This window comes from Polaromonas sp. UBA4122, assembly GCA_002381615.1.
GTDB lineage: Bacteria > Pseudomonadota > Gammaproteobacteria > Burkholderiales > Burkholderiaceae_C > Polaromonas.
The window spans coordinates 64,968-80,180 of sequence record DFWY01000001.1; the positions used below are offsets into that span (position 1 = coordinate 64,968).

General features: G+C 61.8%; 13 protein-coding genes and 2 pseudogenes. 11 read left to right on the forward strand and 4 right to left on the reverse strand.

Annotation, left to right across the window (positions count from 1 at the left end; all coding sequences use genetic code 11):
• The 4 genes and pseudogenes from B3F77_RS00290 to B3F77_RS00305 all read left to right on the forward strand — a co-directional run.
• Positions 1 to 191, forward strand: a pseudogene (locus B3F77_RS00290) (IclR family transcriptional regulator); the annotation flags it as partial.
• Positions 188 to 1,333, forward strand: a complete 1,146-nt coding sequence (locus tag B3F77_RS00295; RefSeq protein WP_293603022.1) for a DUF3108 domain-containing protein — start codon at positions 188 to 190, stop codon at positions 1,331 to 1,333. The pseudogene B3F77_RS00290 and the gene B3F77_RS00295, both read left to right, overlap by 4 nt.
• A 130-nt stretch (positions 1,334 to 1,463) precedes the next feature.
• Positions 1,464 to 1,745: a BTH_I0359 family protein gene (locus B3F77_RS00300; RefSeq protein WP_293603023.1), complete on the forward strand. Its 282-nt coding sequence runs from the start codon at positions 1,464 to 1,466 to the stop codon at positions 1,743 to 1,745.
• A gap of 135 nt (positions 1,746 to 1,880) precedes the next feature.
• Positions 1,881 to 2,795 carry a ChaN family lipoprotein gene (locus B3F77_RS00305; RefSeq protein ID WP_293603024.1) on the forward strand — a complete coding sequence of 305 codons (915 nt, stop codon included), beginning with the start codon at positions 1,881 to 1,883 and terminating at the stop codon, positions 2,793 to 2,795.
• Positions 2,796 to 2,824: 29 nt separating this feature from the next.
• Here the strand turns inward: B3F77_RS00305 and B3F77_RS00310 are convergent, their stop codons facing one another.
• A complete protein-coding gene (locus B3F77_RS00310; protein WP_293603025.1) occupies positions 2,825 to 4,165 on the reverse strand; it encodes an aspartate aminotransferase family protein in 1,341 nt (446 codons plus the stop codon).
• A gap of 152 nt (positions 4,166 to 4,317) precedes the next feature.
• Here B3F77_RS00310 and purU point away from each other — a divergent pair, with 152 nt between their 5' ends.
• Complete coding sequence (gene purU / locus B3F77_RS00315) at positions 4,318 to 5,166, forward strand: formyltetrahydrofolate deformylase (protein WP_293603026.1); 849 nt, start codon at positions 4,318 to 4,320, stop codon at positions 5,164 to 5,166.
• Between the two features lie 88 nt (positions 5,167 to 5,254).
• Positions 5,255 to 6,148, forward strand: a complete 894-nt coding sequence (locus B3F77_RS00320) for a LysR substrate-binding domain-containing protein (protein WP_293603027.1) — start codon at positions 5,255 to 5,257, stop codon at positions 6,146 to 6,148.
• A 73-nt stretch (positions 6,149 to 6,221) separates the two neighbouring features.
• Here B3F77_RS00320 and B3F77_RS00325 read toward each other — a convergent pair whose 3' ends face one another.
• Positions 6,222 to 7,559: a DUF3422 family protein gene (locus B3F77_RS00325; RefSeq protein ID WP_293603028.1), complete on the reverse strand. Its 1,338-nt coding sequence runs from the start codon at positions 7,557 to 7,559 to the stop codon at positions 6,222 to 6,224.
• Between the two features lie 249 nt (positions 7,560 to 7,808).
• On the opposite strand from B3F77_RS00325, the gene B3F77_RS00330 reads away from it, so the two are divergent.
• Genes B3F77_RS00330 through B3F77_RS00340 form a run of 3 tightly spaced genes read left to right on the forward strand, consistent with a single transcriptional unit; the run spans position 7,809 to position 10,419 of the window.
• Positions 7,809 to 9,311 carry an FAD-linked oxidase C-terminal domain-containing protein gene (locus B3F77_RS00330; protein ID WP_293603029.1) on the forward strand — a complete coding sequence of 501 codons (1,503 nt, stop codon included), beginning with the start codon at positions 7,809 to 7,811 and terminating at the stop codon, positions 9,309 to 9,311.
• Positions 9,312 to 9,329: 18 nt separating this feature from the next.
• Complete coding sequence (locus B3F77_RS00335; protein WP_293603030.1) at positions 9,330 to 9,701, forward strand: CidA/LrgA family protein; 372 nt, start codon at positions 9,330 to 9,332, stop codon at positions 9,699 to 9,701.
• On the forward strand, positions 9,694 to 10,419 hold the full coding sequence (locus tag B3F77_RS00340) for an LrgB family protein (RefSeq protein WP_293603031.1): 726 nt from the start codon (positions 9,694 to 9,696) through the stop codon (positions 10,417 to 10,419). The genes B3F77_RS00335 and B3F77_RS00340 overlap by 8 nt, the downstream gene beginning before the upstream one ends.
• A 41-nt stretch (positions 10,420 to 10,460) precedes the next feature.
• Here the strand turns inward: B3F77_RS00340 and B3F77_RS00345 are convergent, their stop codons facing one another.
• Together B3F77_RS00345 and B3F77_RS00350 are read right to left on the reverse strand one after the other, a co-directional pair.
• Positions 10,461 to 11,015: a bactofilin family protein gene (locus B3F77_RS00345; protein ID WP_293603032.1), complete on the reverse strand. Its 555-nt coding sequence runs from the start codon at positions 11,013 to 11,015 to the stop codon at positions 10,461 to 10,463.
• A gap of 491 nt (positions 11,016 to 11,506) precedes the next feature.
• Complete coding sequence (locus B3F77_RS00350; RefSeq protein ID WP_293603033.1) at positions 11,507 to 11,815, reverse strand: RNA-binding protein; 309 nt, start codon at positions 11,813 to 11,815, stop codon at positions 11,507 to 11,509.
• Between the two features lie 455 nt (positions 11,816 to 12,270).
• On the opposite strand from B3F77_RS00350, the pseudogene B3F77_RS00355 reads away from it, so the two are divergent.
• Positions 12,271 to 12,564 (forward strand): annotated as a pseudogene (locus tag B3F77_RS00355) (UDP-N-acetylglucosamine 2-epimerase); the annotation flags it as partial.
• A 15-nt stretch (positions 12,565 to 12,579) separates the two neighbouring features.
• A complete protein-coding gene (locus B3F77_RS00360) occupies positions 12,580 to 15,108 on the forward strand; it encodes a sensor domain-containing protein (protein WP_293603034.1) in 2,529 nt (842 codons plus the stop codon).
• Positions 15,109 to 15,213 lie beyond the last annotated feature (105 nt).

Sequence of the window (15,213 nt, forward strand, 5' to 3'; positions counted from 1 at the left end):
TCGGCACCCTGCTGCCGGGGGTGGCCGGTTTTTGCGCGCCCGTGTTTGACGCCGATGGCCATCTGGTGCTGGGCATGCTGGCGCTGGGGTCGCTGGCTACCTTTGATGAGGCTTGGGACGGTGCGGTGGCCCGACCGCTGATGGCCGCTGCCCGGCAACTTTCCAGCGATCTGGGATTCACAGAGACATGAGCACTTTGGCGGCACAGCATGCGGAGGTCTTGGGTGCAGCGGCGCCACGCGCAGCGCCACCCTGGCGCGCGCTGGGGACGCTGGCCGTGCTGGTGCTTGCAGCCCACACGCTGGTGCTGCGGACCTCGCCCAAGCAGTTCGGCCCGGCGCTCGACCCATCGCCCGCCCGCGCCCGGGCTTTTGTGACGCGCAGCATTGAAATGCCGCCATCGGCCGAAGTGAGCACGCCGCCGCCCTTGGCAGCAAAGCCTGTCACAAAAAATATTCTTAAGGAAAAAGAGGCTGTAGCCCAGGAGTCACGGGCGCAATCAGCTATTGATTCAGTAGCACCTCAAGTTCCAGAATCTGCACGCGCCAACGAACCCGATGCCTCAGCCAGCGCAGACAGCGTGCCCGACCCAACGGCCGCCAGTGATACCGCTGACACCGCCATGGCCGCAGCGTCTGCCGCCGGTGCCGCCGTTGTGCCACCAGCCGGTCCGAGCCAGACCCCGGTGACGGCCATGGCACTACCCGCCAGCGCCCTCCTGGAGTACAAGGCAGTCGGCAGTGCCAAAGGACTGAATTACTATGCCAATTCGCAGCTGGACTGGCATAACGCGGGCAGCACTTACGACGCCCGCATGACCGTCAGCGCGCTGTTTATAGGCTCGCGCACCTTGACCAGTAGTGGCCAGGCAAGCGCTGAAGGCTTGGCACCCACCCGCTTTTCCGACAAATACAAAACCGAAGTAGCCGCGCATTTCGAGCCTGAAAAGGGCCAGATCACCTTCAGCGCCAACACGCCCTCCGTCCCATGGATCAAGGGCGTGCAAGACCGGGTGAGCGTTTTTTTGCAGCTGGGCGGCATGCTGGCGGGCAATCCGGCCGGCTTTCCGGTGGGCTCCACTATTTCGATGTACACCGTGGGACCGCGTGATGCGGACACCTGGACTTTTCTGGTGGAAGCCGAAGAAAAAATCACCCTGCCCTATGGTGAGCTGAGCACGCTCAGGCTCTCGCGTCAGCCCAAGCGTGAATACGACCAGAAGGTTGAAATCTGGTATGCCCCCTCGCTGGGTTATCTGCCGGTGCGCAACAAAATCACCCAGCACAACGGTGATTTTGTCGACCAGCAGCTTACCGCCGTGAGTAAATCCTGAAGAACCGCTGCGCAACCCGCCAAAGGGCTGTCCGGCGGGATTTTTTGCACATTTACATCGTGTCTTGCGGCTTACCCTGTCCTCTTGAACTGGGCACGATCGTTGCCATATAAGAACAAAGGACATCACCATGCAAATGCTTTACGACTCGGACACTTTTGTGGTGGTTCAGATTCACGCGAACGCACCTGAGGAATCTGCGCCCGCTCCCGCCATTCCAGAACTGGCCCGCCACGGCTTTGAAATCGTGGACAAGCGCTCTGGCAAAGAGGTGTACCTGGATGGCTCGTGGGCAGAAATGTTCCAGCAGCGCCTGAGCGCATGGGCCCAAAACACGCCTACCCAGGACGAGATAGAAGACACGCTGGAAGGCTACAGCGGCTTGGCCAACACGCCTATCTCCCTGCACTGACCACGCCGCGCCCGGACCCTCATTTGACCGGGGTGGCTGCGGCCCTGGTCGCCGTGGTAAATTCTGAAGCGCCCTGAACATCCAGGGCAGGGGCTCAGACCGCGCGCAACGCATTAAAAACATTTGTATCCACCGATGCCTCATCTCTCCGGTCTTTCCTGCCGCTCTTTGTCACACGCCTTGGGCTCACTGCTCTGTGTCGCAACGGTGGCGTTTGCCGGAGGCTGCGCCGGCCGCCCCGAAGCGCCCATCGTCCAGCTGACCAGCGGCAGCGCTGCCGCAGCAATGGATGCCAGGCTTGATGCGTTGCTGCCTGCCGATGTGCTGCTCATCGGCGAACAACACAACGCAACGGAACACCAGCAGATCGAGCAGCAGGTGATCACGCTTCTTGCGGCACGGGGCCTGCTGGCTGCGGTGGCACTGGAAATGGCCGATGCCGGGGTGAGCACCGCTACGCTCAAACCCAGTTCGACCGAAGAGCAGACCCGCCATGCGCTGAAGTGGAACGACAAAGGCTGGCCGTGGGCGGCTTATGGGCCCGCCGTGATGACAGCCGTGCGGGCAGGGGTGCCGGTACTGGGTGCCAACTTGCCAGGGGCGCAACAGCAAGACAGCATGGCCGACAGCAAGCTCGACGCTCAGTTGCCCGGCCCGGCCCTTAAAACGCAGCAGCAAAGGATTCGCATCGGCCATTGCAACCTGCTGCCCGAGAGCCAACTTGCGCCCATGGCGCGCATCCAGATTGCCAAAGACATCACCATGGCCAATATGCTGAGTCAGGCGGCCCTGACCGGCAAGGTGGTGGTATTGCTGGCGGGCAGCGGTCACGCAGACCGCACCTTGGGCGTACCGCAACACCTGCCTGCAAACCTCAGAGCCAAGGCCGTTCACCTGCGCGCGGGCGATGGTTCTGGCAACGAACCGACCGATGCTTTTGACAGCGTCTGGCCCACGCCCGACCTGCCAGACACGGACTACTGCGCCGACCTGCGAAAAAAATTCGCACCGAATTCGGCAGCCGGTTCAGCGCCAGCGCCCAGGCCCTGAAACTGAACCAACCCAAGCTGCAAGCGCATTCAGCTGTTTTTACGAATCGAGTCGGCCACCACGTTGACGATGCGCTCGATGTGCTCTTTCTCCACGATATAAGGTGGGCAGATCACGATGTTTTCACCCGCTGGCCGTACCAGCACGCCGTGGTGGAAGCAGTCCATGAAGATGTCGTAGGCGCGCTTGCCTGGTGCACCTGCCACAGAGGACAGCTCGACGGCACCGGCCAGCCCGAGGCTGCGAATGCCGATCACGTTGGGCAGGCCCTTGAAGCTGCTGTGCATGGCATCACCAAGCACCTTGCCCATCTGGCCCGCACGTTCAAACAAGTTGTCCTGCTTGAACAGATTGAGTGTGGCAATGGCCGCTGCACAGGCCACCGGATGGCCTGAATAAGTGTAGCCATGAAAGAATTCCACGGCGTACTCAGGGCTGTTGGCGTTGGCATTCATCATGGTGTCGTAAATGCGGTCCGAGCAGATCACGCCGCCCAGCGGGATGACGCCGTTGGTCACGCATTTGGCAAAGTTCAGCATGTCGGGCACCACGCCGTAATAGTCCGCGGCAAAGTTGGTGCCCATACGGCCGAAACCGGTGATGACTTCATCAAAAATCAGCAGGATGCCATGCTTGTCGCAGATCTCGCGCAAGCGCTTCAGGTAGCCCTTGGGCGGCAGGTACCAGCCGGCACTACCCGACACCGGTTCCACAATCACAGCGGCCACGTTGCTCGGGTCATGCAACGGCAAAATGCGGTTTTCCAGCTCCAGCAGGATGTCTTCTTGCCACTCGGGCTCCACCCCATTGATGTAGGCGTGATTGACCGGGTCATGGATGAAGCGCATGTGGTCCACGCGCGGCAACAAGGCCGCGCCATAGACTTTGCGGTTGGCCGGAATGCCGCCCACGCTCATGCCGCCAAAGCCCACGCCGTGGTAGGCCTTCTCCCGGCCAATGAACACATTGCGGTGGCCCTCGCCGCGGGCGCGGTGGTAGGCCAGCGCCACTTTCAGCGAGGTGTCGGCCGCTTCAGAGCCTGAATTGCAAAACAGCACCTTGTTCAGGTCGCCGGGCGCCATAGCCGCAATCATTTCGGCGGCCTTGAAAGCCTTGTCGTTACTGACCTGAAACGCCGTCGCATAGTCCAGCGTGTCGAGCTGCTTCTTGATGGCTTCGTTAATCGGCTTGCGGTTGTGCCCGGCGCCCACGCACCACAGGCTGGAAATGCCGTCGAGCACCTGCCGGCCATCGTGCGTCGTGAAGTGCATGCCCTCGGCCGCCACAAAAATACGCGGATCTTTTTTAAAGCTGCGATTGGGGGTGAAGGGCAGCCACTGGTGCTCCATGTTGAAATCTTGATAAGCCATGTCGATCTCCTGCGTCGGAATGTGGTGAATAGGGGCGAATGCGAGGGCAATCTTGCATTTTGGCACTCTTGCTGCCGGTCTGCACTAAAAAATCGACCTTGGCCGACCCCAGCCTGCGCCGGGCCGGCGCCACCTGCGACAATTCATCCCTTATGAATCACGCTTATATCCTGACCCTGTCCTGTCCGGACCGCAGGGGCATTGTTCATGCCGTGTCCGGTTTTTTGTTCCAGAACGGCGGCAACATTGAAGAAGCCGCGCAATACAACGACCCGGGCACGGGCCTGTTTTTCATGCGTGTGCAGTTCGTCTGCGACCAGCTGACGCATGAGGCGCTATCGAGCCAGCTAACGGCTTTTGCAGCGCCTTTCCAGATGGACTGGAAACTGCACGACACCACGCAACCCATGCGAACGGTGATCATGGTCAGCAAGGAAGGCCATTGCCTGAACGACCTGCTGTTTCGCTGCAAGTCGGGCCTGCTGCCGCTGGACATCCGTGCCATTGTTTCCAACCACCGCGAGTTTTATCAGCTCGCCGCCAGCTACAACATCCCTTTTCATCACTTGCCGGTCACCGCGGCAACCAAGGGCCAAATCGAGGCCAGGCAGCTGGAGATCATCGAGTCCGAAGGTGCCGAGCTGGTGGTGCTGGCGCGCTACATGCAGGTCCTCTCCAACGACCTGTGCAACAAGCTGGCGGGCCGCGCCATCAATATCCACCACTCCTTTTTGCCCAGCTTCAAAGGGGCCAAGCCCTACTACCAGGCGCATGAGCGCGGCGTGAAGCTGATAGGCGCCACCGCGCACTACGTGACAGGCGACCTGGATGAAGGCCCCATCATCGAGCAGGACGTGGCGCGCGCTGACCACAGCAAAACGGTGGAGGACCTGACGGCCATGGGCCGTGACACCGAGAGCCAGGTGCTGGCGCGTGCCGTGAAATGGCACAGCGAGCACCGCGTGCTGCTGAACGGCCATAAAACTGTTATTTTCAAGTGAGTACCGAGCGCAGCGCAGGGCCGCCCCAAGCAAGCTCAGCCCCCTCGGGGGGCAGCGAAGTACACGAAGTGACGAGCGCGGGGGCCATATGACAGCGCGCATTCCACCCATTCAGTGCCTGCTGACGTTCGAAGCGCTGGCACGGCTGCGCAGTGTGACGCAGGCGGCGGAGGAACTCTGCGTCACACCCAGCGCGGTGAGCCACCGTGTCAAGCAACTCGAACAGATCATCGGCACCAAGCTGTTTGGCCGGGCTGATTTTTCATTGACCACCGAAGGCAGTGAGTACCTGGCGCATGTGCGCGAGGGGCTTGCCACGCTGCAGAAGTTTCCCGGCACCGCGGGGCAAAGTGCCACACCGGGCAAACGCAAGCTGCGACTGGCGGTCACGCCCACGTTTGCGCGCTCCATTCTGATTCCGCGCCTGCGCCAGTTCACGGACGCCTACCCCGAGATCGACCTCACACTCCAAGTGTCGATTCCCCTGCTGGACGTGGAGGCCGAAGATGCCGACCTGATCGTGCGCTTCGGCACGGGCCGCTATGCCGACCTGGAGCATGTCTGCCTGAGCACGGACGAAGTCACCCCGCTGGCCTCGCCAGCCTTCGTGCGGGAGCATGGGCCCTTCGAGGCCCCCGAAGACCTGGAAGGGGAAAGCCTGCTGCGCTCCCCGCTGGAGCCCTGGCGCACCTGGTTTGCCGCGAATCACCTCGACTGGCCCGAACCGCAAGACGGCTCCCAATTCAATGACATCGGCCTGATGTGTGATGCAGCCGCTGCGGGCATGGGCATCGCCCTGATCCGCCTCAAGCTGGGCGCACCCTGGCTGGAAAACGGCTCGCTGGTCCGCCTGGGCAACAACGCCGTTTTTGGGCATAACACGCCCAGCCCGCATGCCCATTACCTGTGCTGGCGCACCGGCACCATGGACCGCTGGGAATGCGCAGCATTTGCCGACTGGCTGCGCAAGAGCCTGGGCTAGGAGCCTGAACGGGTTTTGATGCCTCCGTGTGCCGCATCCATAGATGCCGATTCGACGCAAAAGACGGGCGGCCTCAATGCCCGATGTACAGCTTGGCGTGAATGCGCCGTGTGGTGCTCCACACGCCCCACAGCACCAGTGGAATCAGTGCCCCGGCGGATATCTCGGGGTCGATCGGCACGCCCGCGCCTTTGAGCGCCTTGCCGATGTAGAGCAGCAAGCTGACCACGTAGTATGAGATGGCGGCAATCGACAAACCCTCCACGGTGGACTGCAAGCGCAGCTGCAGTTCCTGTCCGCGCGTGAGCTTTTCCAGCAGTTGCTGATTTTGCATCTCGGTGGCGATGTCCACACGCGTGCGCAGCAGCGCACTGGTGCGCGACACGCGCTCGGACAGCGAGGCCAGGCGCTGCGCCGTGGCCGCCACCGTGGCGATGGCGGGCGACAGGCGGCGCTGCATGAACACGCCAATGGTTTGCGTGCCCGGAATGGCCTTTTCGCGCAGCTCGGTGATGCGCTGGCCCACCAGCGTGTCGTAGGCGAGCGTGGCCGAAAAGCGGTACACATGCTCGGCCGTGGCGCGCTCCACGCGTGCGGCCAGCGACACCAGCGTATCCAGCAGCTCCTGGTCAGACGCCGACTTCTGCTCGAGGCGCGCCGTGATGTCGGCCAGCGTGCCTTCAGCCTCGGCCAGCATGGGCGCCAGCTGCTTTGCCACAGGCAGACCGCGCAGCGCCATCAGGCGGTAGGTTTCGAGTTCCAGCAGGCGCTGCGAGATACGGCCGGCGCGCGTCTCGGTAGTACCGGTTGGGGCGATCACCAGCATGCGCTCAAAGCCATCGGCGCCAATGCGAAATTCGGTCAACGCCCATGAGTGCTCATCGCCTAACTTCGAGGCCACCACGGTGCGCCCGCCGAACCAGGCCTGCGCCTGGTCCATTAGCGCCCGCTCGTCGAACAGGTCGCCAGAGATCATGGCCAACTGGACGGCCGCCACGGTGCGCCCAGGAAGGCTGCGCAGCCAGTCGGGCGTCACCACCAAGGCAGACAGCAACGCCGGCTCCAGCGCCCCCAGCCGCGCACTAGCGGGCAGCGCCTGCACGATGGAATAGCGCGTGAACTCAGTGTGCCGCTCCCACTTGACTGTGTAGCCCTCAAAGCGCAGGCGCAGGAAGTTGCCGTGCAGGCTGTCCAATGGCAAATCTTGCTGGCCAGGCAGGCGGCGCAGATGATCGCACTCCTGCTCGCGCGTCACGCCCGCGTTGAGCACGGCCACGTAGATGATGAGCGCCGGCAGCCGCACGCGGGCCGAGGGCCGCGCATGCACCTCGTTGTGCAACGTGGTGCGCAACGGGTCGTCAGGTGGCAGCAACGTGGCGGAGGCGGACGGGGAAGACTGTCTGGAGGTCATAGGCGGATACTACTATTTTGACAGCTGACTGCGCCCTTTTGACGCTGGACGGATTCAAATCTGAAACGCAACAGGGTTGAGTTTATGTGACCAGCAGACCTTGAAGTTGAAAGGTCCGCGGCGCAAAACAGTTGCGCCAATCCAGCGCGCTGCGCAAACTGTCGCTGCATTTCATGCAAGGCTTTAAATTTCTTCAACCCGGCGGTGGCGGCTTGCCCTACAGTGTGACTTCAAACCGGGACACAGACCATGAACGCACCCCTTTCGCAGCAGCAGCACGATATGCTCAAGAGATCAGAGCGCCAGTCGCAGGTGGCGCGGGCACTGACTGCGGTGCTTCCAGCGCATGCTGTACTTTGGAACACCGAAGACACCACGCCTTATGAATGCGATGGGCTGACGGCTTACCGCGAACGGCCACTGGCCGTTGCCCTGCCCGAGACCTATGCCCAGGTGCAGGCGGTGCTCAAAACCTGCCACGCGCTGGATGTGCCGGTGGTAGCGCGCGGCGCAGGCACGGGCCTCTCCGGCGGTGCCATGCCGCACAAGCTGGGCGTGACGCTGTCGCTGGCCAAGTTCAACAAGATTCTCAAGATTGACCCCGCCAGCCGCACCGCTGTTGTGCAGGGCGGTGTGCGCAACCTGGCCATTTCCGAAGCGGCAGCGCCGCATGGCCTGTATTACGCACCTGATCCATCAAGCCAGATCGCTTGCACCATAGGCGGCAACGTGGCTGAAAATTCGGGCGGCGTGCACTGCCTGAAATACGGCCTCACGGTGCACAACGTGCGCAAGGTCAAGGGCTTCACCATCGAAGGCGAAGAGGTCGAGTTCGGCAGTGATGCGCTGGATGCCGCAGGCTACGACCTGCTGAGCATCATCATCGGCAGCGAAGGCATGCTGGCGGTCACGACTGAAGTCACCGTGAAGCTGGTGCCCATGCCGCAGCTGGCGCGCTGCATCCTGGCCAGCTTTGACGATTTGCGCAAAGCCGGCGACGCCGTGGCGGCGGTGATTGCCGCAGGCATCATTCCCGCCGGGCTGGAGATGATGGACAAACCCATGACGGCGGCGGTGGAGGATTTTGTGCACGCCGGCTATGACCTGAGCGCCGCGGCGATTTTGCTGTGCGAGAGCGATGGCACGCCCGAAGAGGTCGAGGAAGAAATCGGGCGCATGAGCGAGTTGCTGCGCCAGCGTGGCGCCACCGCCATCGCCGTGAGCCAGAACGAAGCCGAACGCCTGCGCTTCTGGAGTGGCCGTAAGAATGCGTTCTCGGCTTCGGGCCGCATCAGCCCCGACTACATGTGCATGGACTCCACCATTCCGCGCAAGCGTCTGGCCGACATCCTGCTGGCCATTGCCGAGATGGAAAAGAAATACCAGCTGCGCTGCGCCAACGTGTTTCATGCCGGCGATGGCAACCTGCACCCTCTCATATTGTTTGACGCCAACGACGCCGACCAGTTGCACCGTGCTGAAACCTTCGGCGCCGAAATCCTGGAAACCAGCGTAGCCATGGGCGGCACCATCACCGGCGAGCACGGCGTCGGCGTGGAAAAACTCAACTCCATGTGCGTACAGTTTTCCGCGGAAGAAAACGAGCAGATGTTTGGCGTGAAGCGTGCCTTTGACGCCAAGGGTCTGCTCAATCCCGGCAAGGTGATCCCGACCCTGAACCGCTGCGTCGAGTACGGGAAAAAGCTGGTGCGCGGCGGACAACTGGCGCATCCGGATTTGCCGCGCTTCTAAACAGAAACAGGTTCTGAGATGCAGGCATTACGCGGCTTGGCTTGGTTGCTGGTGCTTCAGTCGCTGGGAGAGCTGATTGCGCGAGGGCTGTCCTTGCCCCTTCCCGGTCCCGTCATTGGCATGATGCTGCTACTGGTGGCGCTGCGCTGGACGCGGGTGCGTGAGTCCGTCGCCGTGTGCGCCGACGTTCTGCTCTCGCACCTTTCGTTACTCTTTGTGCCGGTAGGCGTCGGTGTCATAACGCATCTTTCACTCGTGAGCCAGTACGGTGTACGCATGCTGGTGGTCGTGATCGTGTCCACGCTGCTCGGTTTGGGGGTGACGGTTTTAAGCCTGCACCTGCTGCGGGACCGTACCGTCAGCCAGTCAAAGGAAGGCCCGCATGCCTAAGTTTGTAGAGCTGTGGGTCTATCTTTCGGCCACTCCGCTGTTTGGCCTGACCGCCACGCTGGTGGTTTATGCCCTGGCACAAGCCGCTTACACAGGTCTTGGTCAGGCGCCGTGGGCCAACCCTGTACTGTGGACGGTGGTGTTTCTTGCCAGTGGCCTACTGGCCACCGGCGTGCCTTACCCCAGCTACTTTGCTGGCGCCCAATTCATCCACTTCCTGCTGGGCCCAGCCGTGGTGGCGCTGGCCTGGCCGCTGTGGCTGCGGCGAGAGGAGTTGCGCCAGCGCTGGGGACGCTTGCTGGTTGCCGCGCTGGCGGGCGGCGTGGCAGCAAGTGGCAGTGCGCTGCTGCTGGGGTGGGTCCTCGGCTTGCCTGCAGAAGTCATTTTGTCGCTTGTGCCCAAGTCGGTCACCGCGCCAGTGGCGATGGGTATTGCCGAACAAATAGGCGGCATACCGGAACTCGCCGCCGTATTTGCGGTGATGACCGGCCTGGTAGGCGCGCTCAGCGGCAAATACCTGTTTGACGCCTTGCGCATCCCCACCGACCCGGCGGGCTGGGCCGCCCGTGGCTTCGCGCTGGGCACGGCATCCCACGGCATCGGTGCAGCACGCGCCCTGCACGTCAACGCTGATGCCGGTGCCTATGCAGGACTGGCACTGGGCTTGCAGGTGGTACTGGCATCGCTGCTGATACCGCTGCTCTTCAGATTGTTCTAGGGCTTAGTGGAGGCAGCTTTCGCCGCCCCGCGTCTTTTCTCTTAAACCGCCTGCAAACCCGGCTTGCTCACGCTCGCTGGTTTAGTATTACCAAGCGCGCCAAACATGATTTCTCCCGAGAGTTGGCCCCCTTCTTCGACCACCAGCTTGCCGTAGCGAATGGTGCCGGTGACCTTGCCGGTCGAATAAATCACCAGCTTCTGCCGCACGGTCAGGTTGCCATTGAATTCGCCACGGATTTCGGCCACATCAATTTCAGCCGACCCCTTGAAAGCGCCCTGCTCTGCAATCTGGATCACTCGCGAATCCATGGTGGCCTCGACCAGACCTTCCACCACCAGGGTGTCACAGTCGGTGATCTCAACGCCCTTGAGTTTGATGTTGGGCCCAACCGTCAGCTTGCTGCCGCCTTCCTTGGCGGCGCTGGCGGAGGCGGCAGCTTCGCTCACAGATTTGGCAGCGTTTTGCTGGCTGGCCGTTTGGGAAGCAGACTGCAGCGTGCCGGATGAGCCGGTGGTCCCATAGCTATTTGCTGCGCCAGGACGCACGCCGGTCGGTGTCTCATTCTCTCGCTTGCCAAAAAACGGTGTTGCCATGTGACTTCCTTAAAAAAGAACGCATGGTACGTCTGCAGAAAATAAAAAACCGCCCTCTTATGCAAGATAGGTAACGAAATTAATTCTTACATCCAGCACAGAGACGATTTGGCGGCGCAAAGTGTCTAACTCGGGAGCACAACCCAACAGGCAATGCCGCACCATGCAGAAGATGGCCCTGCGTCCGCAAAAATAGCGCTTATTCGACCCGGCATCAGTCCGTCCTGCTGGCGTGTACAAAGGCGCCGCAGCGACTTCATTCGGCGAGCGTCAGACGGCGTAGAGAAGCAGGGTTATTTGCATTAAAGTGCCGCAAGATCCGCCCCCTCTTACAATTCCAACCACCACCCTATCCCGAATTTCCGCCAACCTACTACGTGCCGCCGCTCTCGCTGCGGCGGTGGTGGAGACACGGGCACCAGCATGCCATCCACAACGGCACAGTGAGCAAGATGCGCCGCGCTTCCTCAACTCCGCCGCCTGATGGGGGCCTAGTTAAAATCCTCGAACTCGGCCCACTGGGAAGACGGACCTGCGCTCTCGCTGGTCATGGGTGCGCTGAGATCGACCACAAACACGATTTCCCCCCCGAAACAGCCCACGCCCAGCGTTTTCATGAGGACCTGTTCCTTTTCAGGTGAATCCAGTCGGAGAAAGCAGATGGCCTGCTTCCTGCCCTCGTGCATGGCCGTGAGGATGTCCATTCGTGCAATCCTCCCAAACTTTCCGCACAGCCTCTGCAAGGCGGGTTTCAAGGTGGCAACATCCGGGCAGTGCCCGAGCTCGTCAAGTGCGTTCATGATGGCTCCCTGTGTATTAGCTGGCCGAGTTCACCGAAACGTCATCCGTGCTTTGGCTCTTTGTTGAAAAATACATCTAAATCTTGGCAAAGCAATTGAGATTTCTCAAATCAGGTCACAAACATTTGCTGACAAATGCATTAATTCGCCAAATGATACCAACAAAGACCCCTGCGACATACTGGCGTGCATTTGATACGCAACAAGTGGAAGATCATTGGGCTTGCAGGCCTTCGCATCACCTTATAGACTGTTACCTTCGTAACCTTGATATCGATTCATTTCGGTTCGAAGGCTGACTTTCTTCTTCGGTGTAACTACAGACTCGATGCGGGGACGTTTCAATGACAAAAAAAAATCCTGTTGTTTTCGGCACTCGCCCCGAAGCGATCAAGATGGCGCTTTTGGTCAAGACACTGCAGGCGCATGCAGCGTTTGAGGTCAAGGTGTGCAGCATTGACAACGTGCATCTCATCGAGCCACTGGATTACCTGCCTTTTGTGTACCTGATGGACCAAAGCACCCTCACTGGGCAAACCTGTCCTGGTGATGCGCGACACCACCGAGCGCCCCGAGGCGGTGGAAGCGGGCACCGTCAGACTGGTCGGCACCGGTGCGGAAAAAATCGCCGCGCACGCCAGCACACTGCTCAGTGATGCGCAGGCCTATCAAGCCATGGCCTTTGCCCACAATCCCTATGGCGACACGGCCACGCCTGCCAGCGCATTGCACAGGTGCTTGCGGGATAACCGTTCTTTCCTTTGATGCCCCAAGATTCCATCGCTGACGCTGCAGCGGCGGCGCCGCCGGCCCCGGGCACATCCGCCCAATCCGACCACGCGCCCGGCTTTGACGCGCTAGCCCGGCGACAGGGCGGGAACCTGCTGGATATGGCCGAGCGGATCGGGCACATCGGCAGCTGGACCATCGAGCTGCCGGGCAACCGGCTGATGCATTCGGACGAGTTCGCGGCCATCCTTGGCGTGGCTGCGGGCACACCGATCACGCCGGATGAGATGGCGGCCCAGTACACGCCGGAATGGCGCGCAAGCATCAGCGCGTTGATTCAGAGCTGCTGCCGAGAAGGCACCCCCTTCGATGAAGAGATGCAGATCGTGACGGTGGCCCAAACCCGCAAGTGGGTGCGCACCGTCGGCGAGCCCGTGCACGATGAGAAGGGCCAGATCGTCCGCATACAGGGGGTCCTGAAAGACATCTCTGCCTGGAAGCAGGCCCAGCGCGAAACCCTTCGTCTGGCAATGCGCCTGACCACGACGCTGACCAGCATCACGGAAGCCTTCGTGACACTGGATCGCCAGTGCTGCTTCTCCTACCTCAATCAGGAAAGCGAACGGCTGCTGCAGCGCACCACCGGCGACCTGCTGGGCAAGGAGGTCTGGCATGAATTGGGCGACGGTGTGGGGCAGCGCCTGAAGCAGCAGCTCCAGCAGTCACTCGCTACCAATCACCGTGTCGAGTTCGAGGACTTCTGCCCCACCCTGGGCAAGTGGCTCGAAGTGCGCGCCTACCCGTTTGCCGAAGGCTTGGCGGTGTACTTCCGGGACGTGACCGAGCGGCGAAGATCGCAGGAGCAGCTGATGCTGCTGGAGACCAGCATCTCGCGGCTCAACGACATCGTGCTCATCGCCGAGGCCTTGCCCGCAGGCGAGCTGGAGCCGCGCATCGTCTTCGTCAACGATGCGTTCGAGCACCACACCGGCTACGGCCGCGACGACGTGCTCGGCCAGACGCCCCACATGCTGCTCGGGCCTGACCCCCAGCTCGGGAAATTGCGTCGTATGGCGACAGCGCTGCAGCAGAAAAGGCAGGTTCGCGGCGAGTTGATGATCTACAAAAAGGGCGGCAGCTGGTTCTGGGTGGAACTGGAGATCGTCTCGGTGCTCGCGTCATCGGGCGAGCTCACGCACTGGGTGGCCGTGGGACGCGACATCACCGAGCGCAAGGCCGCAGAGGACGAGATTCACCATTTGGCCTTCTACGATGCGCTGACCGAGCTGCCCAACCGGCAGCTGCTGCTGGACCGGCTGCGGCACGTGCTGGCCCAGAGCACCCGCACGCTGCGCCAGGGAGCGCTGATGTTCATCGACCTGGACAACTTCAAGGTCCTGAACGATACCTTGGGCCACCACAAGGGCGACCTGCTGCTGCAGAAAATCGCCACCCGTCTGTCAGCTTGCGTCCGCGAGACCGACACCTTGGCACGTCTGGGCGGTGACGAGTTTGTCGTCATGCTGGAAGACCTCGGTGACGACCCGGACGCCGCCGCCGCGCGGGCTCGGATCGTGGCCGAAAAGGTGCTGAACGAACTACGCGAGCCTTTCGACCTGGACGGCCACCAGCACTATGCAACCTCCAGCATTGGCGTGACCTCGCTCAACGGTCTGCAGGGCAGTGTGAGCGAACTGCTCAAACAGGCCGACCTGGCAATGTACCAGGCCAAGACCCTGGGCCGCAACACCGTCTGCTTCTTCGACCCCGACATGCAATCCGCCGTCAGCGCCAAGGCAGCCATCAGCTCCGACCTGCCCATCGGGCTGCAGGAGAACCAGTTTCTCCTGTACTACCAGCCGCTGGTGGACCGTGAGGGTTGCGTCACCGGCGTCGAGGCCCTGCTGCGCTGGCGGCACCCCGCGCGCGGGCTGGTCGCGCCGGCAGACTTCATCCCGGTGGCCGAGGACACGGGGCTGATCCTGCCCTTGGGCCAGTGGGCCCTGGAAACCGCGTGCGAACAGCTCGCGGCCTGGGCCGCGCGGCCGGAAACGGCGGGCCTCAGCATCGCGGTGAACGTGAGCGTGCGCCAGTTCCGGCACCCGGATTTCGTGGAGATGGTGATGGCCGCGATTCAGCGCAGCGGCATCCGGCCGTACCGGCTCAAGCTCGAACTCACGGAGAGCCTGTTGGCCGACCGCATGGAGATCACCATCGCCAAAATGGGCACGCTCAAGGCGCTGGGGGTCACGCTGTCGCTCGACGACTTCGGCATGGGCTATTCGTCGCTGTCGGTTCTCAAGCGCCTGCCGCTGGACCAGCTCAAGATCGACAAGAGCTTTGTGGCCGACCTGCTCACCGACCGGAACGACGCCGCCATTTCGCGCGCCATCATTGCACTCGCCCAGAGCCTGAGCCTGGAAGTCGTGGCCGAGGGCGTGGAAACGCAGGCGCAGCTGGACTTTCTGATTGATCTGGGTTGCGGTCTTTTCCAGGGCTACCTATTTTCGCGGCCACTGCCGATCGAGCAATTGGAGTCCTACCTTCTGGCGCATTGGCAATGACGCGCCCCGCCGCAGCGCCTCAGCCCCCGGCCAGCAACGCCGCATTGCCGCCCGCCGCCGTGGTGTTGACCGTCACCGTCTGCTCGGTGCAGAAGCGGTAGAGAT

What these genes read in the sequence shown, in the direction of transcription:
- B3F77_RS00295 (WP_293603022.1), top strand. Translation starts at nt 188, where the DNA reads ATGAGCACTTTGGCGGCACAGCATGCGGAGGTCTTGGGTGCAGCGGCG.
- B3F77_RS00300 (WP_293603023.1), top strand. Translation starts at nt 1,464, where the DNA reads ATGCAAATGCTTTACGACTCGGACACTTTTGTGGTGGTTCAGATTCAC.
- B3F77_RS00305 (WP_293603024.1), top strand. Translation starts at nt 1,881, where the DNA reads ATGCCTCATCTCTCCGGTCTTTCCTGCCGCTCTTTGTCACACGCCTTG.
- B3F77_RS00310 (WP_293603025.1), bottom strand. Translation starts at nt 4,165, where the DNA reads ATGGCTTATCAAGATTTCAACATGGAGCACCAGTGGCTGCCCTTCACC.
- purU (WP_293603026.1), top strand. Translation starts at nt 4,318, where the DNA reads ATGAATCACGCTTATATCCTGACCCTGTCCTGTCCGGACCGCAGGGGC.
- B3F77_RS00320 (WP_293603027.1), top strand. Translation starts at nt 5,255, where the DNA reads ATGACAGCGCGCATTCCACCCATTCAGTGCCTGCTGACGTTCGAAGCG.
- B3F77_RS00325 (WP_293603028.1), bottom strand. Translation starts at nt 7,559, where the DNA reads ATGACCTCCAGACAGTCTTCCCCGTCCGCCTCCGCCACGTTGCTGCCA.
- B3F77_RS00330 (WP_293603029.1), top strand. Translation starts at nt 7,809, where the DNA reads ATGAACGCACCCCTTTCGCAGCAGCAGCACGATATGCTCAAGAGATCA.
- B3F77_RS00335 (WP_293603030.1), top strand. Translation starts at nt 9,330, where the DNA reads ATGCAGGCATTACGCGGCTTGGCTTGGTTGCTGGTGCTTCAGTCGCTG.
- B3F77_RS00340 (WP_293603031.1), top strand. Translation starts at nt 9,694, where the DNA reads ATGCCTAAGTTTGTAGAGCTGTGGGTCTATCTTTCGGCCACTCCGCTG.
- B3F77_RS00345 (WP_293603032.1), bottom strand. Translation starts at nt 11,015, where the DNA reads ATGGCAACACCGTTTTTTGGCAAGCGAGAGAATGAGACACCGACCGGC.
- B3F77_RS00350 (WP_293603033.1), bottom strand. Translation starts at nt 11,815, where the DNA reads ATGAACGCACTTGACGAGCTCGGGCACTGCCCGGATGTTGCCACCTTG.
- B3F77_RS00360 (WP_293603034.1), top strand. Translation starts at nt 12,580, where the DNA reads ATGCCCCAAGATTCCATCGCTGACGCTGCAGCGGCGGCGCCGCCGGCC.